Annotated in this window: 18 protein-coding genes and 1 pseudogene; 9 read left to right on the top strand and 10 right to left on the bottom strand. The window is 67.2% G+C overall.

The genetic code is table 11. The features are described 5' to 3' along the window. Window positions 1-145: 145 nt before the first annotated feature. The 5 genes from ntrC to rdgB form a co-directional block, all read right to left on the bottom strand. On the bottom strand, window positions 146-1,648 hold the full coding sequence (ntrC, locus tag A9974_RS18115; RefSeq protein WP_183005551.1) for a nitrogen regulation protein NR(I): 1,503 nt from the start codon (window positions 1,646-1,648) through the stop codon (window positions 146-148). Further along, window positions 1,648-2,712 (bottom strand): nitrogen regulation protein NR(II), encoded by a 1,065-nt coding sequence (glnL, locus tag A9974_RS18110; protein WP_183005550.1) that lies wholly within the window; start codon window positions 2,710-2,712, stop codon window positions 1,648-1,650. Before glnL ends, ntrC begins: the two co-directional genes overlap by 1 nt. A 188-nt stretch (window positions 2,713-2,900) precedes the next feature. Next, a complete protein-coding gene (gene glnA, locus A9974_RS18105; RefSeq protein ID WP_025136498.1) occupies window positions 2,901-4,313 on the bottom strand; it encodes a type I glutamate--ammonia ligase in 1,413 nt (470 codons plus the stop codon). A gap of 184 nt (window positions 4,314-4,497) precedes the next feature. Next, entirely contained in the window at window positions 4,498-5,718 is a 1,221-nt protein-coding gene (gene hemW / locus A9974_RS18100) for a radical SAM family heme chaperone HemW (protein ID WP_183005549.1), read from the bottom strand. 36 nt (window positions 5,719-5,754) lie between these two features. Continuing rightward, a complete protein-coding gene (gene rdgB, locus A9974_RS18095) occupies window positions 5,755-6,378 on the bottom strand; it encodes an RdgB/HAM1 family non-canonical purine NTP pyrophosphatase (RefSeq protein ID WP_183005548.1) in 624 nt (207 codons plus the stop codon). A 126-nt stretch (window positions 6,379-6,504) separates the two neighbouring features. On the opposite strand from rdgB, the gene A9974_RS18090 reads away from it, so the two are divergent. After that, window positions 6,505-8,358 carry an EAL domain-containing protein gene (locus A9974_RS18090; protein ID WP_255468221.1) on the top strand — a complete coding sequence of 618 codons (1,854 nt, stop codon included), beginning with the start codon at window positions 6,505-6,507 and terminating at the stop codon, window positions 8,356-8,358. A 150-nt stretch (window positions 8,359-8,508) separates the two neighbouring features. Here the strand turns inward: A9974_RS18090 and A9974_RS18085 are convergent. Continuing rightward, a pseudogene (locus A9974_RS18085) lies at window positions 8,509-9,942 on the bottom strand (methyl-accepting chemotaxis protein); the annotation flags it as partial. Between the two features lie 232 nt (window positions 9,943-10,174). Here A9974_RS18085 and A9974_RS18080 point away from each other — a divergent pair. Both A9974_RS18080 and A9974_RS18075 read left to right on the top strand, forming a co-directional pair. Continuing rightward, the gene (locus A9974_RS18080; protein ID WP_183005547.1) at window positions 10,175-11,335 is read left to right on the top strand and encodes an acyl-CoA dehydrogenase family protein; all 1,161 of its coding nucleotides are present in this window, start codon (window positions 10,175-10,177) and stop codon (window positions 11,333-11,335) included. 1 nt (window position 11,336) lies between these two features. Continuing rightward, the gene (locus A9974_RS18075) at window positions 11,337-12,707 is read left to right on the top strand and encodes an MmgE/PrpD family protein (RefSeq protein WP_183005546.1); all 1,371 of its coding nucleotides are present in this window, start codon (window positions 11,337-11,339) and stop codon (window positions 12,705-12,707) included. Window positions 12,708-12,846: 139 nt separating this feature from the next. Here A9974_RS18075 and rph read toward each other — a convergent pair whose 3' ends face one another. Beyond that, window positions 12,847-13,584 (bottom strand): ribonuclease PH, encoded by a 738-nt coding sequence (rph, locus tag A9974_RS18070; protein ID WP_183005545.1) that lies wholly within the window; start codon window positions 13,582-13,584, stop codon window positions 12,847-12,849. A 220-nt stretch (window positions 13,585-13,804) separates the two neighbouring features. Here rph and A9974_RS18065 point away from each other — a divergent pair, with 220 nt between their 5' ends. Then, window positions 13,805-14,734, top strand: a complete 930-nt coding sequence (locus A9974_RS18065) for a YicC/YloC family endoribonuclease (RefSeq protein ID WP_183005544.1) — start codon at window positions 13,805-13,807, stop codon at window positions 14,732-14,734. 70 nt (window positions 14,735-14,804) lie between these two features. Here A9974_RS18065 and A9974_RS18060 read toward each other — a convergent pair whose 3' ends face one another. Next, entirely contained in the window at window positions 14,805-16,385 is a 1,581-nt protein-coding gene (locus A9974_RS18060) for an amino acid permease (protein WP_304503320.1), read from the bottom strand. Between the two features lie 214 nt (window positions 16,386-16,599). Beyond that, window positions 16,600-18,099 carry an AMP nucleosidase gene (locus A9974_RS18055; RefSeq protein ID WP_370539646.1) on the bottom strand — a complete coding sequence of 500 codons (1,500 nt, stop codon included), beginning with the start codon at window positions 18,097-18,099 and terminating at the stop codon, window positions 16,600-16,602. Between the two features lie 268 nt (window positions 18,100-18,367). Here A9974_RS18055 and A9974_RS18050 point away from each other — a divergent pair, with 268 nt between their 5' ends. The 3 genes from A9974_RS18050 (at window position 18,368) to A9974_RS18040 (ending at window position 21,881) form a co-directional block, all read left to right on the top strand. Beyond that, window positions 18,368-18,742, top strand: coding sequence for a hypothetical protein (locus A9974_RS18050; protein ID WP_370539645.1), 375 nt, complete (start codon window positions 18,368-18,370; stop codon window positions 18,740-18,742). Window positions 18,743-18,808: 66 nt separating this feature from the next. Beyond that, the gene (locus A9974_RS18045) at window positions 18,809-20,896 is read left to right on the top strand and encodes a TonB-dependent receptor (protein WP_183005542.1); all 2,088 of its coding nucleotides are present in this window, start codon (window positions 18,809-18,811) and stop codon (window positions 20,894-20,896) included. Between the two features lie 388 nt (window positions 20,897-21,284). After that, window positions 21,285-21,881 (top strand): C40 family peptidase, encoded by a 597-nt coding sequence (locus tag A9974_RS18040; protein WP_183005541.1) that lies wholly within the window; start codon window positions 21,285-21,287, stop codon window positions 21,879-21,881. Between the two features lie 258 nt (window positions 21,882-22,139). Here A9974_RS18040 and A9974_RS18035 read toward each other — a convergent pair whose 3' ends face one another. Then, complete coding sequence (locus A9974_RS18035) at window positions 22,140-22,910, bottom strand: SDR family oxidoreductase (RefSeq protein WP_183005540.1); 771 nt, start codon at window positions 22,908-22,910, stop codon at window positions 22,140-22,142. A gap of 236 nt (window positions 22,911-23,146) precedes the next feature. On the opposite strand from A9974_RS18035, the gene A9974_RS18030 reads away from it, so the two are divergent. Then, on the top strand, window positions 23,147-23,857 hold the full coding sequence (locus tag A9974_RS18030; protein WP_183005539.1) for a c-type cytochrome: 711 nt from the start codon (window positions 23,147-23,149) through the stop codon (window positions 23,855-23,857). 38 nt (window positions 23,858-23,895) lie between these two features. Then, complete coding sequence (locus A9974_RS18025; protein ID WP_183005617.1) at window positions 23,896-24,801, top strand: c-type cytochrome; 906 nt, start codon at window positions 23,896-23,898, stop codon at window positions 24,799-24,801. Window positions 24,802-24,902 lie beyond the last annotated feature (101 nt).

Here is a 24,902-nt window from a genome sequence, read left to right as displayed (position 1 = left end):
GGCGGCCCGGGCAGCCTTTACGAGACGGGCGCGGGGTTGCGTACGTCGGTGCCGCTGTCGCGCGCAGGCAGGGACTGCCAGGCCGCTGTCCGTTCGCGATAGGCCGAGCGGCCGAGCAGGTCCGCGCGTTGCGCGCGGACCTGGATTACTCGTCTTCGATGCCCAGCTCGCGCAGCTTGCGGGTGATGGTGTTGCGGCCGATGCCCAGGCGGGAGGCGGCTTCTACGCGGCGGCCGCGGCTGGCGTCGAGGGCGCTTTGGAGCAGGATTTTCTCGAACTGGCGGGTCAGCGTGGCCATGACGGCAGGTTCGCCGCGTTCCAGGCGGTATTGGGCGTCGCGCAACAGGGAGTCCTGCCAGTTGCGAGGCGTGCCGTCGTCGTTGGAGGCGGCGTTGTGCTGGACCACCGTGCCGATGGTGGAGATGCTGCCGCCGGGGGTGGCCAGGCGCGGGGGCGTGGCGCTGAGGGCCGGTGGATGCTCCATGGCGCGGATTTCGGGCGGCAGGTCGGCGCGCTCGACGGTCTGGCCGGGGGCCATCACGGTCAGCCAGTGGCAGAAGTTCTCCAGCTGGCGGACGTTGCCGGGGAAGTCGAACTTGGTCAGCACGGCCAGCGCTTCGGGGGTCAGCCGCTTGACCGGTACGCCCAGCGCACGAGCGCTGGCGGACAGGAAGTGGTTGGCGAGCGCGGGAATGTCTTCGACGCGTTCGCGCAGCGGCGGCAGGCGCAGGCGGATGACGTTCAGGCGATGGAACAGGTCTTCGCGGAACAGGCCCTGTTCCACGCGTTGTTCCAGCGGCTGGTGGGTGGCGGCGACGATGCGCACGTCGACGCGCACGGGCTGCGCGCCGCCGACCCGGTAGAAGCTGCCCTCGGCCAGCACGCGCAGCAAGCGCGTCTGGAGTTCGATCGGCATGTCGCCGATTTCGTCCAGGAACAAGGTGCCGCCGTGGGCTTCCTCGAAGCGGCCGCGGCGCAAAGTATTGGCGCCGGTGAAGGCGCCGCGCTCGTGGCCGAAGAGTTCGGCTTCGAGCAGGTCGCGCGGGATGGCGGCGGCGTTCAAGGCGACGAAGGGGCCGCTGGCGCGCACGCCGTGGCCATGCAAGGCACGCGCGACCAGCTCTTTGCCGGTGCCGGATTCGCCGGTGATCAGGACGGTGACCTTGGACTGGGCCAGGCGGCCGATGGCGCGAAAGACTTCCTGCATGGCGGTGGACGACGATTGCGTCATCATCCAGCGCTCGTTGTTCTGGGCTTCGCCCTGCCCTTCGGGGCTTTCGGGCTGCGCCGATTCCTGCATGGCGCGCTGGATCAGCGCGACGGCTTCGTTGACGTCGAAGGGTTTGGCCAGGTAGTCAAAGGCCCCGCCCTGGAAGGCGGAAACGGTGCTGTCCAGGTCGGCGAAGGCGGTCATGACGATGACCGGCAAGCCCGGATGGCGTTCCTTGAGCTGGCGCAGCAGCTCCAGGCCGTTGCCGCCGGGCATCCGGATATCGGACACCAGCGCGACGGGCGCTTCATGGGCCAGGGCCTCCAGCACGTCGGCGGCCTGGGAGAAACTGCGGGTGGGGACACCGGCGCGGGCCAGGGCCTTTTCGAGGACCCAGCGGATGGCCTGGTCGTCGTCGACGATCCATACGGGTTTCATCAGTGTGCGGGCTCCATCGGTAGGACCAGGCGAAATTCAGTGCGCCCGGGTCGGGATTCAAATTCGATGATGCCGCCGTGCTGCTGCACGAAGTCCTGGGCCAGGCTCAGGCCCAGTCCGGTGCCGCCGGCACGCGCCGTGACCAGCGGATGGAAAATGCGGTCGCGGATGTGGTCGGGTACGCCGGGGCCGTTGTCGATGATCGACAATTCCAGCGCCAGGCGGTGCTGCCGGTGCGCCAGCATGACTTGGCGCGCGACGCGGGTGCGCAAAGTCACCACGCCGGGCTCGACGCCCGGCCCTTGCGGACGGGCGACCAGTTCCTGGGCGGCGTTGCGCGCCACGTTGAGCACGGCCTGCATCAGGCGGGCGGCGTCGCCTTTCAAGTCGGGCATCGACGCGTCGTAGTCGCGCACCAGCGTGACGTCGTGGCGGAACTCGGCCTGGATCAGGGCGCAGACGCGCTCGCAGATTTCATGGATGTTCACCGGCCGCGCATTGAGCGGCACACGTTGCGGGCCGCTCAGGCGGTCCACCAGCGCCTGCAGGCGGTCGGCTTCGGAAATGATGACCTGGGTGTATTCCGCCAGCGCCGCGCTGGGCAGCTCGGCTTCCAGCAGTTGCGCGGCGCCGCGCAATCCGCCCAGGGGATTCTTGACTTCATGCGCCAGGTTGCGCAGCAATTCGCGGTGCGCCTCGATCTCGTCGACCAGGCGATGGTTGCGGTCGGCCAGCACGCGCTGTTCGATCTCGCGGGTTTCGATCAAGGCGGGCCAGCGTTGGCCCGTCAATCCCACCGTGGTCACGGCCACTTCCACGGATTCGGCGGCGCGGCGCAGCGACGCCAGTTGGCGGACGTCGGCATACCTGCCCGCGGCGGCGCGGTCGATGGATGATTGGATGTTCTCTGGGTTGTCGAACAGCGTGGCGGCGGAATGGCCGCACAACTGCTTGCGTGAGCGGCCGAACAGATCTTCGGCGGCCGCATTGGCGTATTCGATGTGCCCGCGTTCGTTGACCAGGAAAACGGACGTGGCAAGCAGATCGAGAGCTTCTACATTCATTTTTCAACGTACCCGAATGACTACAGGGGGAAATCGGAACGCGGACCCCGCGGCGCCTCTGGCGGCGCCCTGCCCGCCGGCACGGGGCCGGACGGGCAAGCGATCGGTCAGCGACCTGGCGGTGCGCGTGCTGTGGGCCCTGGTTTCTGCCTACATCATCGCGCTCCCCCAGCCACGGCCTCTAGCGATCAGAGGCTGTAGTACATGTCGAATTCGACCGGGTGCGTGGTCATGCGCAGACGGTTCACATCGCCCATCTTCAGGTCGATGTAGGCGTTGAGCATGTCGTTGCTGAACACGCCACCACGGGTCAGGAACTCGCGATCGCTGTCCAGGGCTTCCAGCGCTTGTTCCAGCGAGGAGCACACGGTCGGGATCTTGGCGTCTTCTTCCGGCGGCAGGTCGTACAGATTCTTGTCGGCGGGATCGCCGGGGTGAATCTTGTTCTGCACGCCGTCCAGGCCGGCCATCATCAGGGCCGAGAAGGCCAGGTACGGGTTGGCCAGGGGGTCCGGGAAACGCGCTTCGACGCGGCGGCCCTTCGGGTTACCGACGTACGGAATGCGGATCGAGGCCGAACGGTTGCGGGCCGAGTAAGCCAGCTTGACCGGGGCTTCGTAGTGCGGAACCAGGCGCTTGTACGAGTTGGTGCCCGGGTTGGTGATGGCGTTCAGGGCGCGGGCGTGCTTGATGATGCCGCCGATGTAGTACAGCGCGAATTCCGACAGGCCAGCGTAGCCGTTGCCCGCGAACAGGTTCTGGCCGTCCTTCCAGATGGACTGGTGGACGTGCATGCCCGAACCGTTGTCGCCAACGATGGGCTTGGGCATGAACGTGGCGGTCTTGCCGTAGGCGTGGGCCACGTTGTGCACGACGTATTTGACGATCTGGGTCCAGTCGGCGCGTTGCACCAGGGTGCTGAACTTGGTGCCGATTTCCAGCTGGCCGGCGCCGGCGACTTCATGGTGGTGCACCTCGACCGGCACGCCCATTTGTTCCATCAGCAGGCACATTTCCGAACGCATGTCCTGGAACGAATCGACCGGGGGCACGGGGAAGTAGCCGCCCTTGACCGCGGGACGGTGACCGGTGTTGCCGCCTTCGAATTCCAGGCCGGTCGACCACGAGGCTTCTTCGGACTTGATCTTGACGAAGGTGCCCGACATGTCGGTGTTCCAGGTCACGCCGTCGAACACGAAGAACTCGGGTTCCGGACCGAAGTAGGCGGTGTCGCCCAGGCCCGAGGCCTTCAGGTAGGCTTCGGCGCGCTTGGCCAGCGAACGCGGGTCGCGGTCATAGCCCTTCAGGTCGGACGGTTCGACCACGTCGCACGACAGGATCAGCGTCGGCTCTTCGCGGAACGGATCCAGATTGGCGGTCGACAGGTCGGGGATGAGCAGCATGTCGGAGGCTTCGATGCCCTTCCAGCCCGGAATCGACGAACCGTCGAAGGCCTGCCCGCTTTCCAGCTTGTCTTCGTCGATCGCGGTGGTGGGCACGGACACGTGGTGCTCACGGCCAACCGTATCGGTAAAGCGGAAATCCACGAATTTGACTTCGTTATCGGCGATCTGTTTCAGGACGTCTTTCGGGCTTGCCATGTCATCTCCATTAGATAAAAGGGTCGAGGGCTGTGCCGCTCTCGACTGGCATAAAAGAGGGAAGCAATAAGCGTGCCAGGTTCTACCCCCGGGATTGCCCGAGGAGGTGGCGAGGTGAAGGAAAATGTAGCACCAATATGGTGCAAATCATGGGGCACGAATGCCCCATTTTGGTGCCAGACTGCTACAGGAACATTTCCTGCAGGTCGTTCAGGAATCGCCAGCCCAGGGGCGTAGCCCGCAAGCGGGTCGGATCGGCGTCCAGCAGGCCCCGCTTGGAGGCTGCCTCCAATTGGTGCGCAATGGCGGCCAGTGACAGGCCGGTGCGCTCGCTGAACATCGTGCTGGCCACCCCATCCTTCAGGCGCAGGGCGTTCAGCATGAACTCGAAGGGCAATTCATCCGGGCCCACCTGGCGGTTTTCCGACAGGTGGCTGCCGTCGCGGGCGGTGGCGGCCTGCATCCAGGAATCGGGGTTGCGCAGCCGTGCCTCGCGCACGATGCGGTCATGAAACGACAGCTTGCCGTGCGCGCCCGGGCCCAGGCCCAGGTAATCGCCGAATTCCCAATAGTTCATATTGTGGCGGCTGCGCGCGCCGGGACGGGCGTACGCCGACACCTCGTAGCGAGCCAGGCCGGCGCCGGCCAGTTCGGCCTCGACCGCATCCTGCATGGCGGCGCTGGTGTCGTCGTCCGGCAGGTCCTCGGGCGGGAACTTGGCGAACACCGTATTGGGCTCCATCGTCAGGTGATAGAGCGACAGGTGCTCCGTGCCAAAACCGATGGCCTGGCGCAGATCGGCCACACAGGCCTGCAGCGTCTGCCCCGGCAGGGCGAACATCATGTCCAGGTTGACGCGGGGCGCGGCGCGCTGGGCCATGTCGATCGCGGCTCGGGCCTGGGCCGAATCATGGATGCGGCCCAGCTTCTTCAGCTGGGCGTCGTCGAAACTCTGGATGCCCAGTGAAAACCGGGTCACGCCGCTGGCCGCGTAGTCACGGAAGCGGCCTGCCTCGGCCGTGCCGGGGTTGGCTTCCATGGTGATTTCGGCGTCGGGCCACAGGTTCAGACAGGCGCGCAGCATGGCCAGCAGCTCGTCCAGGCCGGCGGCCGATAGCAGGCTGGGCGTGCCGCCGCCAATAAAGACCGACACCACCTGGCGGCCCCAGATGGACGGCAAGGCTTGCTCCAGGTCGCTGCGCAGCGCATCCAGATAGGCGCGTTCGGGGATTTCGCCAGGGGCCTGGTGCGAATTGAAGTCGCAATACGGGCACTTGCGCACACACCAGGGCACGTGCACGTACACCGACAGCGGCGGCAGGCTGGTCAGCGTGGCGCCAGCGGGGGTGACCAGACGCGGACGAGCCGCGCCCATTTCAGAGCGGATGGGTATGGTGATGGACATGCGGTGTTCCTGGACGCGGCGCGGGCGCCGGCGTCATCAAACCTGGTTCAGCTTGCCCAGCAGTTCGCGCAGGGCGCGGGCGCGGTGGCTGATGGCGTTCTTTTCCTCGGGGTCCAGGGACGCGGCCGTCAGCCCCAGGTCGGGCAAGTAAAAGTGCGGATCGTAGCCAAAGCCGTTGGCGCCTTCGGCCTGGTCGATGATTTCACCGTGCCACAGGCCTTCGCCGATCAGGGGCCGCGGGTCGTTTTCGCTGCGCACCAGCGCCAGCACCGCTACGTACCAGGCGCTGCGGTCGGTGGCCGACGCCAGTTTGGACACCAGCAGCGCGTTGTTGGCCTGGTCGGATTTTTCGCCGCCGTGCATCTTGGCGTAGCGGGCGGAATACACGCCCGGGGCGCCGTCCAGCGCGGCCACGCATAGGCCGGAATCGTCAGCCAGCGCGGGCAAGCCCGTCAGGCGGCTGGCGTGGCGGGCCTTGGTCAGCGCATTTTCGACAAAGGTGACGTGCGGCTCTTCGGCCTCGGGCACGCCCAGTTCGCCCTGCGGCACGAGTTCGATGCCGAGCGGTGCGAACAAGGCGGAAAACTCGCGCAGCTTGCCGGCATTGTTGGAAGCCAGCACGACGCGGCGCAGGGAATCGGGAATGTTGGGGGAAGTCATGGGGCAAATTGTATAGGGCGCGGTCGTCATTGAAGACCGCCTGTTACGTGTAACCGCAACAACACAGAAATATTCAGTGGTCAATATCACTAATCTTGTCACTGATCGTATCTGAACGTCCCGGCGATGAACCCACTTCACGCTTTGCCACGGCCGACCGCGGCCGGTGCGCCCCTCCCTCCCAGCGGCGCGGCGCCCGCGTCCGTCAGTCTGGCCGGCATCCTGCGCGAGCGCCTGCTGCGGCCGCGCTTCCAGCCCGTCATCGACCTTTCTCACAGCAGGATCTACGGCCACGAAAGCCTGATCCGCGGGCCGGTCGACACCGCCCTGCACTTCCCCGACGCCCTGTTCGCCGAAGCCCGGCGCCAGGGCCTGCATCCGCAATTGGAACTGGCCAGCTTTCGCGCCGGCGCCCAGGGCTTCACGCAGAACGAGGCGCCGGGCAAGCTGTTCCTGAACCTGTCGGGATCCGCCCTGATCCATTATTGGACGCTGTGGGGCGACGAGATGCCGCTGCGCCTGCTCAAGGATTGCACGCTGGCGCCGTCCAACATCATCGTCGAGCTGACCGAACAGGACCCCCTGTCCGAACACATGGCCACGCTGGGCAGCGCTTTTGCCTGCCTGCGCGAATACGGCATGCGCATCGCGCTGGACGACTACGGCGTGGGCAACTCGAACCTGCAGCTGTGGTCCGAGATGCAGCCCGACCTGGTCAAGATCGACCGCTATTTCTTCAACGGCATCGGCCACGACGACCGCAAGCAGAACATGGTGCGCGCCATTCTCAAGGTGGCGCAGTACCTGGGTACCGCCATCGTCGCCGAAGGCATCGAGACCGCCGAGGACCTGGCCGTGGTGCGTGACCTGGAAATCCGCTATGCCCAGGGCTGGTTGCTGGGCCGCCCGGACGAGGCGCTGCTGACCGAGCTGACGGCGCCGTTGCGCGATTCCCTGCGAGTGCGTACCCCGGCGCCGCTGTCGCAACGCTCGGCCGGCGGCACCGCCGCCAGCCTGCGGGTCGAGGCGCCCGCCGCGCTCCTGACCAAGCACACCAATGACGACGTGCACCGCCTGTTCATCGAACACAAGAGCCAGCACGCGGTGGCGGTGGTGGACGGCGACAACCGCCCGGTCGGCATCATCAACCGGCGCGATTTCTCCGAGCATTACGCCCAGCGCTACACCCGCGAACTGTTCGGCCGCGATGCCTGCTCGACCTTCATGAACGCCGAGCCGGTGCTGGTGGACCTGGACGTGTCCATCGACCAACTCAGCCACGTGCTGATCTCGGAAGATCAGCGCTACCTGATGGACGGCCTGATTATCACCCGCGACGGCCGCTACGACGGCCTGGCCACCGGCGAGACGCTGGTGCGCTCGGTGACCGAAATGCGCATCGAGGCCGCGCGCTATGCCAATCCGCTGACCTCGCTGCCGGGCAACATCCCCATCAGCCGACACATCGCCACGCTGCTGGACGACGCCGCCGACTTCACCATCTGCTATGGCGACCTGAACAACTTCAAGCCGTTCAACGACGTCTACGGCTATTGGCGCGGCGACGACATGATCATGCTGACCGCCGACGTCATCAAGCGCCACTGCGACCCGCTGCGCGACTTCGTCGGCCACGTGGGCGGCGACGACTTCGTGGTGCTGCTGCGCAGCCCCGACTGGACCGAGCGCATCCAGCGCATCATCGCCGAATTCAATGAGCGCGCCATCGACCTGTACGACGACCAGGGCCGCCGCAACGGCGGCATCGAGGCCGAAGACCGCTACGGCGTGCCGCGCTTCTTCCCGTTCGTGACACTGGGGGTCGGCGCGCTGACCGTCACCCCCTCGTTATGCGAGCGCATCCGCCCGGAGGACATCGCGTCGGCCGCTGCCCATGTCAAGCACAAGGTCAAGCATGGGAATCTGTCGCTGGTGACCGAGCGCTACCGCGGCGCCGCCCTGCCGCAGTTCTCCCCCTGACGCCTGCCGGGCGGCCGCCTCGGCCGCCTGGGCGATCTGGAATACCGACACCGCGCGCCGCAGGCCTTGCGCCTGCTGCTCCAGCGCGGCCGCGGCGGCGGCGGTCTGCTCCACCATCGCCGCGTTCTCCTGGGTCGAACGCTCGATGTCCGCCACCGCGTCATTGACCGACGCGATCCCGGCGGCCTGCTCGGCCGTGGCGGCGGAGATTTCCGCCACGATCTGCGTCACCTTGTCCACCGACGCCCGCATCTCGCGCATGGTGTCGCCGGCCAGGTTCACCTGACGCACGCCGGCCTGCACCCGCGAGCCCGAATCCTCGATCAAGCCCTTGATTTCCTTGGCGGCCTGGGCGCTGCGCTGGGCCAGCGAGCGCACTTCGCCCGCCACCACCGCGAAACCCTTGCCCTGCTCGCCCGCGCGCGCCGCTTCCACCGCCGCGTTCAGCGCCAGGATGTTGGTCTGGAAGGCGATGCTGTCCACCACGCCCACGATCTCGCCGATGCGGCGCGCGCTGTCGGCGATACCCTGCATGCTGATCACCACTTCCTGCACCGCCTCGCCGCCGCGCTGGGCCAACTGGGTCGCGGAGAGGGCCTGGCGGCTGGCCTGGTCGGCGTTGCCCGCGGTCAGCTGCACTGTGTGCGCCAGTTGCGTCATGTTGGCCGCCGCTTCCTGCAGCGAGCCGGCCTGGCGCGCCGTGCGGTCCGACATGTCGGCCCCGCCCGCGGCGATCTCGCCCGAGCCGGTATGGATTTCCTCGACGCCGTGGCGCACCGACGCCACCGCCGCCGACAGGCCCGTCTGCATGCGACGCATGGCCGAATACAGCACGCCAATCTCGTTGTCGCCATGCATGGCGATATTGCCCGTCAGGTCGCCGTCGGCGATGCGGTCAAAGTGCGCGCCGGCTTCGTTCAGCGGCCGCAGGATACGGCGGCGGAACGCCAGCCGGATCAGCACCGCCAGCACCAGCACGAAGGCCAGCACGGCCGCCGCCACCACCGTCACCCGCTGCATCGTCTGGCTGGCGTCGGCCACCGCGGCCTGCCCTTGCGCCCGGGCGTAGGCCTGGTAGGCGTCCGCCTGCTTCACGTAGGCGGCCCCGCTCACCGGCAACACCTTGTCCACCAGCCGGTTGACCTCGATACCGTTCCAGCCCTTGATGGCCTTGAACATCGGCACCAGGGTCTGGTCGGCGAAGGCGGCGTTGGCCGCCAACGCCTGGTCGAACAGCGGCGCGCCCTGCGCGCTGGTGTCGGCATTGGCGCGCAGCCGCGCCAGGCTGGCCGCGGCCTGCTTGAGCAGCGTGTCGGCCTGGTTCAGCGACTGGTCGCGGGCCGCTTCCAGCCCGCCTTCCATCGCGGTCTTGGCGTCGGTCAGCGCCGCGCGCGCCTGGAACAGGCGGCTGGTCATGTCCGACAGGTCGCTGGCGCGCTCGATGCTGCCCCGGCCGAGCGCTTCGAGATCGGCCCGGTTATCGCGCAGCACGGCGATCCCCGCCGCGGCCGCCAGCGCGAACAGCGCCACAAACATCGCCAGAATCGCCGAAACCGCCGTCGTCACCCTGAGATTTTTCCGCATATCCATCCATCTGTTGCATCGCCACCTAGGCGTATCGAGGCGATTATGGAGATGCAGTTTGGCAATTTCTTGACACATCCCCGTCCCCGCATGACAAACGGCCGTCACATAAGTGCGCTTTTGCGAACAGGAACCCCGTATTAATGAATCGTGAATTGGCAGGCGCGGCCTCTTGCGGCACATTCGATCCTGTACCGATTCATTCACCGACACCGATACCCCATCCGACCCCATGCCCGACGCCTCCCACGCCTACCAGGACATCCGCGAAGCCGTACGCGACCTGTGCGCGCAATTTCCCGCTGAATACTTCCGCAAAGTCGACGAAGAACGCGGCTACCCCGAAGCCTTCGTCCGCGCACTCACCGAAGCCGGTTGGCTGGCGGCGCTGATTCCCCAGGAATACGGCGGCTCGGGCCTGGGCCTGACCGAAGCCTCGGTCATCATGGAAGAAATCAACCGCAGCGGCGGCAACTCCGGCGCCTGCCACGGCCAGATGTACAACATGGGCACCCTGCTGCGCCACGGCTCCGAAGCGCAAAAGCGCGAATACCTGCCGCGCATCGCCGCGGGCGAGCTGCGGCTGCAATCCATGGGCGTCACCGAGCCCACCACCGGCACCGACACCACCAAGATCAAGACCACCGCCGTACGCCGCGGCGACCGCTACGTCATCAACGGCCAGAAGGTCTGGATCTCGCGGGTGCAGCACTCCGACCTGATGATCCTCCTGGCCCGCACCACACCGCTGGACCAGGTCACCCGCAAGTCCGAAGGCATGTCCATCTTCCTGGTCGACCTGCACGAAGCCGTCAAACATGGCATGTCGATCCGCCCGATCCCCAACATGGTCAACCACGAAACCAACGAGCTGTTCTTCGACAACCTCGAAATCCCCGCCGACAACCTGATCGGCGAGGAAGGCAAGGGCTTCAAGTACATCCTGGACGGCCTGAACGCCGAACGCACCCTGATCGCCGCCGAATGCATCGGCGACGGCTACTGGTTCGTGGACAAGGTCACCGCCTACGCCAAGGAACGCATGGTGTTCGGCCGTCCCATCGGCCAGAACCAGGGCGTGCAGTTCCCCATCGCGCGGGCCCACATCAACGTCGAGGCCGCCAGCCTGATGCGCTATGAAGCCTGCCGCCTGTTCGACGCCCACGAGCCTTGCGGCGCCCAGGCCAACATGGCCAAGCTGCTGGCCGCGGATGCCTCCTGGGAAGCCGCCAACGCCTGCCTGCAATTCCACGGCGGCTTCGGTTTTGCCACCGAATACGACGTCGAACGCAAATTCCGCGAAACCCGCCTGTATCAGGTCGCGCCGATCTCGACCAACCTGATCCTGTCCTACGTCGCCGAACACATCCTGGGCCTGCCCCGCTCTTTCTGACATGACCGCCGCCAAAGACACTCCCCACCTCAGCGCCGAACTCGCCGCTTTTGCGGCCAACCTGCGCTTTGAAGACATTCCCGCCCCGGTGCTGCGCCGCGCCGAAGACCTGCTGCTGGACTGCCTGGCCTCGATCCTGGCCGGCGCCTCTGCCCGTCCGGTGCTGGCCATCGACCGTTACGCCGCCGCCATGGGGCCGGCCGACGGCCCCAGCGAAATCCTGATCAACCGGCGCCGCACCTCGCCGGTGTTCGCCGCCATGGTCAACGCCGCCGCCGCCCACGTGGTCGAGCAGGACGACGTGCACAACGGGTCGGTGTTCCACCCCGCCGCCGTGGTGTTCCCGCCGGCGCTGGCCGTCGCCCAGGCGCTGGGCAGTTCGGGCCGCGATCTGCTGGTGGCCGCTGTGGCCGGGTACGAAGTCGGCATCCGCGTCGGCGAATTCCTGGGACGGTCGCACTACAAGATCTTCCACACCACCGGCACCGCTGGCACCCTGGCCGCCGCCGTCACCACCGGCCGCCTGCTGGGCCTGTCGCCCGAGGCCATGCTGAACGCCCTGGGCTCGGCCGGCACCCAGGCCGCCGGCCTGTGGGAATTCCTGCGCGACGCGGCCGATTCCAAGCAGCTGCACACCGCCCGCGCCGCCGCCAACGGCATCGCCGCCGCCTACCTGGCGCGCGAAGGCTTCACCGGCGCGCGCCACATCCTGGAAGGCCCGCAGGGCATGGCCGCCGGCATGTCCCGCGACGCCGATCCGTCACGCCTGACCGACCGCCTGGGCGCCCGCTGGGCCTTGGCCGAAACCTCGTTCAAGTTCCACGCGTCCTGCCGCCACACCCATCCCGCCGCCGACGCGCTGCAGCAGGTGCTGCGCGAACACAACCTGACCGAAGACGGCATCGACCGCGTCGTGGCCCATGTGCACCAGGGCGCCATCGACGTGCTCGGCCCCGTGGTCGACCCGCGCACGGTGCATCAATCCAAGTTTTCCATGGGTACGGTGCTGGGTCTCATCGCCCGCAAGGGCCGCGCCGGTCTGCCCGACTTCGACGCCGCGCTGGATGATCCGGCCGTCGCCGCCTTCCGCGCCCGTGTCACGATGGCGCTCGACCCCGAAGTCGACGCCGCCTACCCGCAGCGCTGGATCGGCAAGGTCACGGTGTACACCCGCGATGGCCGCCAGTTGCACGGCCGGGTCGACGAACCCAAGGGCGATCCCGGTAATACCCTGTCGCGCCCCGAAATCGAAGCCAAGACGCTCAGCCTGGGCCGCTACGCGGACGCCGCGACCGACGCCGAATTGCAAAGCTTGATCAGCGCCATCTGGAACCTGGAAAAAACGGAACGGATCGAACCGCTGCTGCGGTAATCGCGGGCCGACCGCCGCAAGCGCGTCGCGCCCGGCCCGGCACCGGCACGGCGGGTTCTACCCGGGGTGCCCATGACGGCCGGACGTCGGAACCACCGGCTCGGGATGGCAGCCCTTCGACGCCATCCCGCTGCCGGTATCAGCCGCCCAGCGCTGCGCGTTGTTCGCGCACCAGACCGGCAATGCCGCCTTCGGCCAACGCCAGCATCGCGTCCAGTTCCGCGCGCGTGAACGTCGCGCCCTCGCCGGTGCCCTGCACTTCCACGAACGCGCCGCTGCCCGTCATGATGACGTTCACGTCTGCGTCGCAAGCCGAATCTTCCTGGTAGTCCAGGTCCAGCACCGCGCGGCCATCCACCAGGCCCACGGACACCGCCGCCACCGCGTCGCGGATCGGGTTCACGGCCAGATCGCCGCGCTGCATCAACAAGGCCACGGCATCGGCCGCCGCCACCCAGGCGCCGGTGATGCTGGCGCAACGCGTGCCGCCGTCGGCCTGCAACACGTCGCAGTCCAGGTGCAGCGTGCGTTCGCCCAGCGCCCGCATGTCGAACACCGCGCGCAGGCTGCGCCCGATCAGGCGCTGGATTTCCTGAGTGCGGCCGCTTTGCTTGCCGCGGGCCGCCTCGCGGTCGCTGCGGGTGTGCGTGGCGCGCGGCAGCATGCCGTATTCCGCCGTCACCCAGCCCTCGCCCTTGCCCTTCAGGAAAGGGGGCACCTTTTCCAGCACGCTGGCGGTGCACAGCACATGAGTGTTGCCGGCCTTGACCAGCACCGAGCCCTCGGCATAGCGCGTGAAGCCGCGCTCCAGGCTGAAGGGCCGCAGTTCGTCGACGGCGCGGCCCGACGGGCGGGCGATGGCATTGGCGGTGGTCATGGGAAAGCTCCAGTCAGATTTGATTGGCGGCATTGTACGGGCAGCGCCCTCGGGAACGATGCCCGCAGCGGCCGCCCGCTGCCGCCCTGCCCGCGCCCAGTGTCATCCGCGTTTGGAGTATCCTGCCGCGATGTACGGGCTGCATATACCCGCCCCCGCCACAGCGGGCCGGCGGAACCGGCGCGGCCCGGCCCCAAAACAGCAAAAGGAAACCCACACCATGATCCGCAGCATGACCGCCTTCGGCAACGCCCGGGCAGACCTGGAACAAGGCACGCTGGCGCTGGAACTGCGCAGCGTCAACAGCCGCTTCCTGGACCTTTACTTCCGCCTGCCCGACGAGCTGCGCCACGTCGAGACGCCGCTGCGCGAACTGCTGACCGCCCAACTGGCGCGCGGCAAGGTCGAAATCCGCGTGTCGTACACCCGCAATGCCAGCACCGACCTGTCCAAGCTGGAACCGGCCTGGCTGGAAACCCTGGCCGAGCAGTTGCAGGCCGCCCGCCGCATCCTGCCCGATATCGCCGCACCGCGTCTGGTGGAATTGTTCAACTGGCCCGGCCAGCGCAGCAACGACGCGCTGGACCCGCAAGTCTGGGGCGCCGCCTGCCTGCAAGCTGCCCAGGAAGCCCTGAAGCAATTGCAGGACGGCCGCGAACGCGAAGGCGAACGCCTGGCCGGCATGATGCGCGAATGCGCCGACGGCGTCGCGGGCATCGTCGAACTGGTCCAGAACCATCTGCCCCAGCTGCTGGCCGATCACCGCGACAAGCTCGCCTCCAAGCTGCGCGAAAGCGTCGAATCGGCCTTCCCCGGCGGCTTCACCCACATCAGCGGCGCCGAGCTGTCCGAACGCCTGTCCCAGGAAGCCAACCTGTTCGCGCTGCGCATCGACGTCGCCGAAGAGCTGTCGCGCCTGCGCTCGCACCTGGAAGAACTGCGCCACCTGCTCACCGACGGCGGCGGCAAGACCGGCGGCAAGAAAAACGCCGGCAGCGCCGGCAAGCGCCTGGACTTCCTGTTCCAGGAAATGAACCGCGAAGCCAACACGCTGGGCTCCAAGGCCGGCAGCATGGAAGTCACCCGCGCGGCCATGGACTTGAAGCTGCTGATCGAGCAGATGCGCGAGCAGGCGCAGAACATCGAATAAGCGGACAACCGGGCGCGTCATGCGCCCGTCACGAAACTAAAACGCCGGCCCTTAAAGGGGCGGCGTTCATTCAGGCATTGCGGCCAGAGGCTTCGCCCGTGGGCGGCATGCCCGCCGCGGGCTCTCCCCGCAATGCCGAATCCAGGTACGCGCTGCGCGCCCGGGCATCCGGAAAGGTCATGTCCTTGTAGCTCACGAAGCGCGAGCCCTTGGCCAGCCGATAGCCCAGCCAGATCAACAGGAACAGCGGAATGCCGATATACGTGGCGGCGACCCCGCCCCAATCGATGCGCTGCTCGAGGAAGGCCTGGTAGTTCTGGCCCAGCGTGATGATCAGGCACAGCACGAAAGCGAAGATCGGGCCGAACGGGAAGAACGGCGACACATAGGGCAGATCGGCCAGGTTGCGGCCTTGCTTGACGTAGCCGCGGCGGAACCGGTAGTGGCTGATAGCGATGCCCAGCCAGGCGATGAAACCGGTCATGCCCGACGTATTGAGCAGCCAGATATAGACCGCCTTGGGGCTGAACACGAAGGTGAAAAAGCACAGCGCCGCGACCACCGTGGTGGCCACCAGGGCCCACAACGGCACGCCCGAGCGCGAAATCCGGCCGAACACGGCAGGCGCCTTGCCGTCGCGTGCCAGGCTGTACAGCATGCGCGTGGCGGCGTACATGCCCGAATTGCCGGCCGACAGCACCGAGGTCAGCACCACCGCGTTCATGATCGACGCCGCGGCCAACAGGCCCGCGCGCTCGAAGATCAAGGCAAAGGGGCTGACGCTGATGTCGGTGACTTCATTGCGCAGCAGGTGCGGATCGGTATAGGGAATCAGCAGGCCGATCACCAGGATCGCCGCCACGTAAAACAGCAGGATGCGCCAGAACACCTGGCGCACGGCGCGCGGCAGGTTCTTGGCGGGGTCCTTGGATTCGCCCGCGGCGATGCCGATCAGTTCGGTGCCCTGGAACGAAAAGCCCACCACCATCGCCACGCCGATCAGCGCGGCAAAACCGCCGGCAAACGGCGCGTCGCCCACGGTCCAGTTGGCCACGCCGCCGCTTTCGCCGCCGCGAATGATGCCCAGCAGCATCATCACGCCCATCGCCACGAAGGCCAGCACCGCCACGACCTTGATCAGCGCGAACCAGAATTCGGCCTCGCCGAAGCCGCGTGCCGACAAGGCGTTCAGGCCGAAGGTGATCGCCAGGAACAAGGCGCTCCAGTACACCCCGGGAATGTCCGGGAACCAGTAGGCCATGACCAGCTGCGCCGCGACCAGGTCCACCGCCACGGTGACGGCCCAGTTGTACCAATAGTTCCAGCCCAGCGCGAAGCCGAAGCCTTCTTCCACGTAGCGCGCGCCGTAGGTCGAGAACGATCCCGACACCGGCATGCTGGCGGCCAGCTCGCCCAGGCTGGTCATCAGGAAATAGACCATCACGCCGATCAGCACATAGCCCAGTAGCGCGCCGCCAGGGCCCGCCTGGGCGATGGTGGCGCCGGAGGCCACGAACAGACCGGTTCCGATGGACCCGCCCACCGCGATCATCGTCAGATGGCGCGCCGACAGGGCGCGGCGCAGTTCGGTCGGGGCGGGTGCCCCCGCCTTGCCGCTGCCGCGGTGCTGATCGTGTTCCGATAATGCCAAAGTCGTGTTCCTTCAGAGCGAAAATGCCCCGCCAGCCACGCGGCGGGAACCGGGGGTTTTCCCGGCAACGGCGGAGCATAGCGCAACTCCTCCCGCTCGTCGAAATCGCCGGCAAAATCCGGGACGCATTCGCGTCACATGACAAAACGCTTTCCGAACGCGGCAAAATCGTTCGGAAAGCGCCGGGAAATGCCTGAAAACCGCCGCTGAAGGCTTACTGGAACGCGGTTTCCATGAAGGTGCGCAGCTTGCGCGAATGCAGGCGCTCGGGCGGCATGTCGCGCAGGCGTTCCAACGCCCGGATGCCGATTTCCAGATGCTGGTTGACCTGACGCCGGTAGAAGGCGCTGGCCATGCCCGGCAGCTTCAGTTCGCCATGCAGTGGCTTGTCGGAGACGCACAGCAGCGTGCCGTAAGGCACGCGGAAGCGGAATCCGTTGGCCGCGATGGTGGCCGATTCCATGTCCAGCGCGATGGCGCGCGACTGCGCGAAACGCTCGACCAGCTCGACGTGATCACGCAGCTCCCAGTTGCGGTTGTCGATGGTGGCCACCGTCCCGGTGCGCATGATGCGCTTGAGGTCCCAGCCGGACAGCCCCGCGACTTCCTCCACAGCCTGCTCCAGCGCCACCTGCACTTCAGCCAGGGCCGGCACCGGCACCCAGGTGGGCAGGTCCGCATCCAGCACGTGGTCTTCGCGGACGTAGCCATGCGCCAGCACGTAGTCGCCCAAGCGCTGCGAATCGCGCAGGCCGGCGCAGTGACCCAGCATCAGCCAGGCGTGCGGCCGCAGCACGGCAATGTGATCGGTGATGGTCTTGGCATTGGACGGACCCACGCCGATATTGACCAGGGTGATGCCGGAATGGTCGCCGCGCACCAGGTGGTAGGCCGGCATCTGCGGTAGCCGCGGCCCCTGGCCTTCGTCGGCGGGCGCGGACTCGCCCCGGCGCGTGATACGGTTGCCCGGCTCGACCAGCATCTCGTAGTCTTCATTGCCGCTGGCCATCAGCGCCCGGGCTCGGGCGCAGAACTCATCGACGTAGAACTGGTAGTTGGTGAACAGCACGAAATTCTGGAAGTGCGCGGGCGCCGTGGACGTGTAGTGCTGCAGGCGATGCAGCGAGTAGTCCACCCGCTGCGCCGTAAAGGGTGCCAGCGGCTTGGGCTCGCCCTCTTTGCCGCGCCAGGAACCGTTGACAATGGCGTCGTCGGTGACGGCCAGATCGGGCACGTCGAACAGATCGCGCAAGGGACGCTTCAACGCCTCCAGGTGCTCGCCTTCGACGTAGGCGCCTTCCGGAAAGGCGAAATGCAGCGGGATCGGGGAATCGGATTCGCCCACCTCCACCGCCACGCGGTGGTTCTGCAGCAACTGGCCGACCTGCTCGATCAGATAATCGCGGAACAGGGCCGGCTGGGTGACGGTGGTCTGGTAGATGCCGGGCTCGGCCACATGGCCGTACGACAGGCGGGTATCGATGGGGTCGTAGGTTTCGACCAGGATGCGGATGGCCGGGTAGTACGCACGGGCCCGTTCACGGCCGTTGCCCGAACCCTTCAGGACTTCGCGGAACGCCGACCGCAGGAAAGCCGTGTTGCGCGCGTAGATTTCCACCAGCCGGTCAACCGCCGCCACCGCGTCATGGTAGGGCTCGAAAGGAAGCGCCTCGGGCCGGTTCATGGAGGACAGGGGGTGTACTGCATTCATCATTGAGCTTTACTCCGCTTTCTTATCTATCTTGTTTTAAGCGGCCGCTCTCGGCAATCAAGCCGCAAGAGGCCGATGCCGACGATTATGCCCGAGCCCGGCCGGTATGAAGTGTCATATTCGCGCGCCGGCCGCGGCGCGTCCCCGCAGGTCGCCGTCGCCCTCGCAATAGAAACAATATATCATTCCGTTTTTCCGCCTTTCCCTGCTTCTCATGCCGTCGGCTTTTGGCCCCCGTCCAGGCAGTCCCCAGCACCTTGCCCGATGGGCGGTGCTGTCCTGGCTGTGCGCCTGCTTGCTGCTGGCGCCGCTGGGCGGCCTGCGGCACCTGCTGACGCACCTGGACACCGGGGCCGGGTCCGCCCCGGGCAACATATCCGCCGCGCGCGTGGCGGATGCATCCGGTCCCGCATCTGATTCGTCGACCGCGCCCGCGTCCCTTCCCGACGACGCGCACGCGGCCGACAAGCTTGGCCACTGCGACCTGTGCCACATCTGGGACTTGCTGGACGCCACCCTGCCGGCGTCCTTCCCGTTCATTGCCGGCGCCGCGCCGCGCATTGCCCCGCCCCCGTCAACGCCCGTCGGCGCCACCGTGGCCGCCGGCAACTGGTTCCAATCCCGCGCTCCGCCCGCGGCGGCTTGAAATCCCTCACGTCCGATTTCAACCTCCGCCGCCGCACCTTCGCGGCCGGCCCCCAGGATTGCCACCATGTCTTTTGCTTCTTCCCAGCCCGGGGCGCGTCCGCCCCTGCGCGCCTTCGCCCTTACGCCCCTTGCCCTGGCCTGCCTGATGGCCCTGCCCCAGGCCGCCCGCGCCCAGACCGCGCCTGACACCACCACGCTGTCGCCCGTCGTCATCACCGCCAACCCGCTGGGCAGCGAAGCCCTGGCCTCGCCGTCCACGATCGTGCAGGGCATCGACCTGGACCTGCGCCGCGGCTCGAATCTGGGTGAAACGCTCAACGGCCTGCCCGGCGTATCCACCACCACCTATGGCCCGATGGTGGGCCGGCCCATCATCCGCGGCATGGACGGCGACCGCATCCGTCTCTTGAACAACGGCGTGGGCGCGCTGGACGCCTCGTCCCTGTCGTTCGACCACGCCGTGCCGCAAGACCCGCTGTCGACTAACCGTGTCGAGATCCTGCGCGGTCCGGCCGCCTTGCTCTATGGCGGCAGCGCCATTGGCGGCGTGGTCAATACGATCGACAACCGCATCCCGACCGAGCCCATCGAGGGCATCCACGGCGACGTGGCCAGCAGTTACGGCGGCGCCAACAACGACCGCAACGGCGCCGTGCAACTGGAAGGCGGCGACGGCACCTTCGCCATCCACGCCGACGCCTTCAGCCGCAAGACCGGCGACCTGCGCATTCCGGGCTATGCCCGCAGCGCCCAGCAACGCGCCATCGACGGCCCCGACCGCGACCAGCCGCGCGGCACCCTGCCCAACAGCGACGGCCAAGCCAGCGGCGGCGCGCTCGGCATGTCCTGGACGGGCGACCGCGGCTACGCCGGCCTGTCCTACAGCGGCTACGACGCCGACTACGGCTCGGTCGCGGAACCCGACGTGCGCATCAAGATGCACCAGGAACGCTTCGGCTTTGCCAGCGAACTACGCGACCTCGACGGCCTGTTCACCAGCGTCAAGCTGAACTTCGCCTACACCGACTACCAGCACAAGGAAATCGACAACGGCGAAGTCGGCACCACCTTCAAAAACCGCGGCTACGAAGCCCGCATCGAAGCGCGCCACGCCGACATCGGGCCGCTGCACGGCGTGGTCGGGTTGCAACTGGGCCAGACGCGCTTCTCGGCGCTGGGCGACGAAGCCCTGGTGCCGACCACCGACACCGATTTGGCTGCCCTCTTCGCGCTTGAAGAATGGAAGCTGAACGACCGCCTGACCCTCAGCGCCGGCGCCCGCGCCGACCACACCCGCCTGAGCCCCTCGGGCGGCGGCAACGAGCGCTTTGACGGTTCCAGCCGCACCAGTTTTACCGCCAGCAGCTTCTCGCTGGGCGGTATCTATAAGTTGAGCAGCGTCTGGTCGGTGGCCGCCAATACCGCTTACACCGAACGCGCCCCCACCTTCTACGAGCTATACGCCAATGGCCCGCACGGGGCCACCGGCCAATACCTGGTCGGTGACCAGGGCCTGGGCAAGGAACGCGCCTGGTCCGGCGACCTGTCGCTGCGCTACAAGCAGGACGCCGACAAGGCCAGCATCGGCGTGTTCTATAGCCGCTTCTCCAACTACCTGGCCGAAATGAACACCGGCCGCTATCGCACTGACGAAGGCGCCGTGGTGGCGGCCGGCGACAACGACGCGCTGCCCGAAGCCCGCTACCAAGGCGTCGCCGCCCGCCTGTACGGCGTGGAAGCGGAAAGCAGCACCCGCGTGCTGCAACGCAACGGCCACAAGCTGGACCTGGGCCTGTCGGGCGACTACACGGTGGCGCGCAATCTGGACACCGGCCGCTCGCTGCCGCGCATTCCGCCGCTGCGGCTGCGCGTGGCGCTGGACTACGGCTATGGCGCCTATAGCGCCGGCGTCAGCGTGTCCAAGGCCTTCGCCCAGCACAGCCGTCCCGACAACGACACCGCCACGGCTGGCTATTACAGCGTGGACGCCAACGCCGGCTATCGCTTCAAGGTGGCGGCGGTGCAATGGCAGGCCTACGTCCGCGGCATCAACCTGACCAACCAGACCATCCGCTACGCGACCTCGGTCCTGCGCGACGTCGCCCCCGAGGGCGGCCGTGCCGTCATGGTCGGCCTGCGCGGCAGTTTCTGACCATGCGCCCTGGACGGGTCGGGCATGCCAAAACCCGCCTGGCCGATCCGTCCGGTGCTGCCGCTACCCCGTTGGGCTTTTCCGGGCCGTTTCGCTTTCTTGGCCCGTTTATTTTTTGGCCCGTTTTTTTAGCCCGTTTGGCGGCTGGCCGTTACCTTTTTCCGACCTGACAAGGTAACGGCCGCGCCGCCAGAATGCTGCATTGCACTACAAATGTAATGAAACTTTATTCCATTACAATACCGTGGCAGTCAGTGGGGCCTAAGGCCTGCCAACACCCGAAAAACACCCCCCAGCGTGTTGGCAGACCCTAGGCTCCCCTGCCTTCTTTCCGCCGGCTTGCCCAGTGCAAAGCCATGCCGCCCACTCCGATTCTTGAAGTGACGTAATGACGCCGCCCACGCGAAAAGCACGATTTGCCTCGTTCCGCATTCCCGCCTTCCTGTCAGCGCCCCTGCTGGCCCTGACGTTCTCCTGGTTACCCGGCGCCGCCCAGGCGTCCATTCCCTCCCACGATTCCGCCCGCGGCTCCTTGTCTGGCCTAAGCCTGGCACAGGAACCCACCGTGCCCACGCTGCGCGAACGCGTCGTGCAAGCCGGCCTGGCCGCCATCGGCACGCCCTATAGCTGGGGCGGCGACGACGCCGAAGAAGGGTTCGACTGCAGCGGCCTGGTGCTGTTCGTGTACCGCGAAATCGCCGGCCTGGAACTGCCCCGCACCGCCCGCCAGCAGCGCACCGAGGGCGACACGGTGCGCAACAAGCAGCAGCTCAAGCCCGGCGACCTGGTGTTCTTCGCCACCCGCGGCCGCGGCACCACCTCGCATGTGGGCATCTACATCGGCCAGGACAAATTCGTGCACGCCCCGCGCCGCGGCGCCAAGGTCCGCGTGGACGAAATGAAGAACCCGTACTGGTCCAAGCGCTACGTCGGCGCGCGCAGCTACATCGACAAGGCCCAGGGCCAGATGATCGCGGGTCGATAGAAGGGAAAGCCCCCCGCCGCAGGGAAGGAGCCCCCACGCCGCACACGCTGCGCGTGCTTGCTGCCCCCGGGGGGGCTGCCCCGCCTTGGGGCGGCCCGGCGGCGGGGCGAAGGAAGGAGCCCCCACGCCGCACACGCTGCGCGTGCTTGCTGCCCCCCGGGGGGGCTGCCCCGCCTTGGGGCGGCCCGGCGGCGGGGCGCTTGTGACGGAAAAAAGGCGCCTGATGGCGCCTTTTTGACTATCTCTGTGTCCAGCGGCTCAACCGCGTCCCACGAACGGCATGTTGGTGGCCATGATGGTCATGAACTGGACGTTGGCTTCCAGCGGCAGGCGGGCCATGGCGGCGACGGCCTGGGCGACGTGGGCGACGTCCATGCGCGGCTCGACCTTGGTGCTGCCGTCGGCCTGCAGGATGCCCGCAGCCATGCGCTCGGTCATCTCGGTGGCGGCGTTGCCGATGTCGATCTGGCCGCAGGCGATGTGATATTGGCGGCAGTCCAGCGAAATCGATTTGGTCAGCCCGGTCACGGCGTGCTTGGTGGCCGTGTACGCGATCGAGAACGGCCGCGGCGCGTGGGCCGAGATCGAACCGTTGTTGATGATGCGGCCGCCCTGCGGGGTTTGCGCCTTCATCACGCGAATGGCGGCTTGCGCGCACAGGAACATGCCGGTCAGGTTGGTGTCGACCACCTCGCGCCAGAGCGCCACGGGCAATTCCTCGATCGGCATGGCAGGGGCGCCACGGCCGGCGTTATTGAACAGCACATCCAGACGGCCGTATTCCCGTTGCGTCGTGTCGAACAGCTCGCGCACCGCTTGTTCATTGGACACGTCCGTGGGCACCACCAGCGCGCGGATGCCGTCTTCGCCCGCCGCTGTGCGCGTGGCTTCCAGCGGTTCGCGCCGGCGGCCGGCCAGCACCACGCGATATCCCTGCGCCAGGAATTCCAGCGCCACCGCCCGGCCTATGCCAGTGCCGGCGCCCGTGACCAGGGCAACGCGGGGGGGCTCGATCTCGTTCGTGTGCATCCGATTCTCCTTGTTATCGATCGGCGAAATGCTACCCGAATCAATCTGGCCATGCTGCAAGCGAACGTTCCATTCCGCCCTGGACTCACGCAAGCAAATGAAACGACGGATACTTCACCGCCGCCCCCCGCGGCGGCGCAAATGCAGCGATTCGCCCTGATCTGTCACAACCTTTTATATAATTTCTGGAAATTAGCTTATTACTCAAAATCAATAACTCTCACGGAGCCCCCTCCATGCCTTCCAGGCCCCATTTCGCCGCCCGCTGGGCGGGCGCGCTGGCTCTCGGCGCCAGCGCCCTGGCCAGCGCCCAAAACGCCTCCGACGGACGACAGATCAGCACTCAGGGCGCCAACGGCGCGCCCGCCTGTGTCACCTGCCACGGCGCCAAGGGCGAAGGCAATCCCGTCGCCGGCTTCCCGCAATTGGCGGGCATCGGCGCGACCTATCTGGCCGAGCAGCTGGAAGCCATGGCCAACGGCTCGCGCGTGAGCCCCGTCATGGCGGCCACTGCCAAGGCGCTCAGTCCCGCCCAACGCCAGGCCGTGGCGCAGTACTACTCGACCCTGCCCTCGCCGCTGAACCTGGACCGCCTGGCCGCCACCGCGCAGCACCCGGTCAAGCCTGACGATACCGGCGCCTGGCTGGCGACCCGCGGCGCCTGGGACAAGAACGTGCCGGCCTGTAATCAGTGCCATGGCCCGGGCGGCATTGGCGTCGGCGCCAACTTCCCCAGCCTGGCGGGCCAGCCCGCGGCCTATATCGCCGGCCAATTGCGCGCCTGGCGCCAAGGCCAGCGTCCGCCCGGCCCGCTCGGCCTGATGCCGGCCGTCGCCACCCGCCTGACCGACGCCGAAATCGACGCCGTGTCCGCCTACTACGCCGGCCTGCCCAAGGCGGCCGACCTGCTTGCCGCGCAAGCCACCTCCGCGGGAGCCAAGCCGTGAACGCCACCCCCTACCCCACCCCCTACCGTTACACCCGGCTGCTGGCTGCCGCCGCCCTGAGCGCCGCCGGCTTCCTGGCGCCGGCCGCCCCGGCCCTGGCCGCCGACGCCCGCCCTGCCTTCACGCCACCGGCCGCCGCGTCGCTGCCCGACAGCGAATTCGGCAAGATCGTGCGCCAGGGCGAGCAGATCTTCCTGCACACCCCCAAAAACGCCTCGCAATTCGTCGGCAACGACCTGAACTGCGCCAGCTGCCACCTGGACGCCGGCCGCCGCCCCGATTCCGCGCCGATGTGGGCAGCCTACGTGCTGTACCCGGCCTTTCGGGCCAAGAACGGCCACGTCAATACGCTGGCCGAACGCTTGCAAGGCTGTTTCCGCTTCAGCATGAACGGCAAGGCGCCCGCCGCGGACGATCCCGTCCTGACCGCGCTGCAGACCTACATGTTCTGGCTGGCCAGCAAGGCGCCCACGGGCGTGCCGCTCAAGGGCCAAGGCTATCTCAAGCTGGCCGCCCCGGCGCAAAAGGCCGACTATGTGCGCGGCAGCGAGGTCTACGGCCAATACTGCGCGGTCTGCCACGGCGACAAGGGCCAAGGGCAGAAGAACGGCTCGCACTGGGTGTTTCCCGCCCTGTGGGGCCCGGACTCCTTCAACTGGGGCGCCGGCATGCACCAGATCGGCAACGCCGCTGGCTTCATCAAGGCCAACATGCCCTTGGGCCAGGCCGGCATGCTCAGCGACCAGGAGGCCTGGGACGTGGCGTATTTCATGAACGCGCACGAACGCCCGCAGGATCCGCGCTATACCGAATCGGTCGCCAAGACCCGCGCCAAGTACCACGACAGCGACGACTCGCTGTATGGCATCGAGATCAACGGCCATCTGCTCGGCAGCGATTCGCCCGCGCCTGGCGGCAAACTGGCGAAAACCGCGGCCAAATAATGGCTTCGCGGCGGTCTCGCAGCCTATCCAGGGCTGCAAAATAGACGACGCGGCGCGGCGGGTTTTCCCCTGCCGCGCCGCGCGATTTGCTATCCTTCGGG

Source organism: Achromobacter sp. UMC71 (genome assembly GCF_014170305.1).
GTDB lineage: Bacteria > Pseudomonadota > Gammaproteobacteria > Burkholderiales > Burkholderiaceae_B > Achromobacter.
The sequence above is the reverse complement of the archived record's forward strand: the minus strand, read 5'-3'. Positions and strand labels throughout refer to the sequence as shown.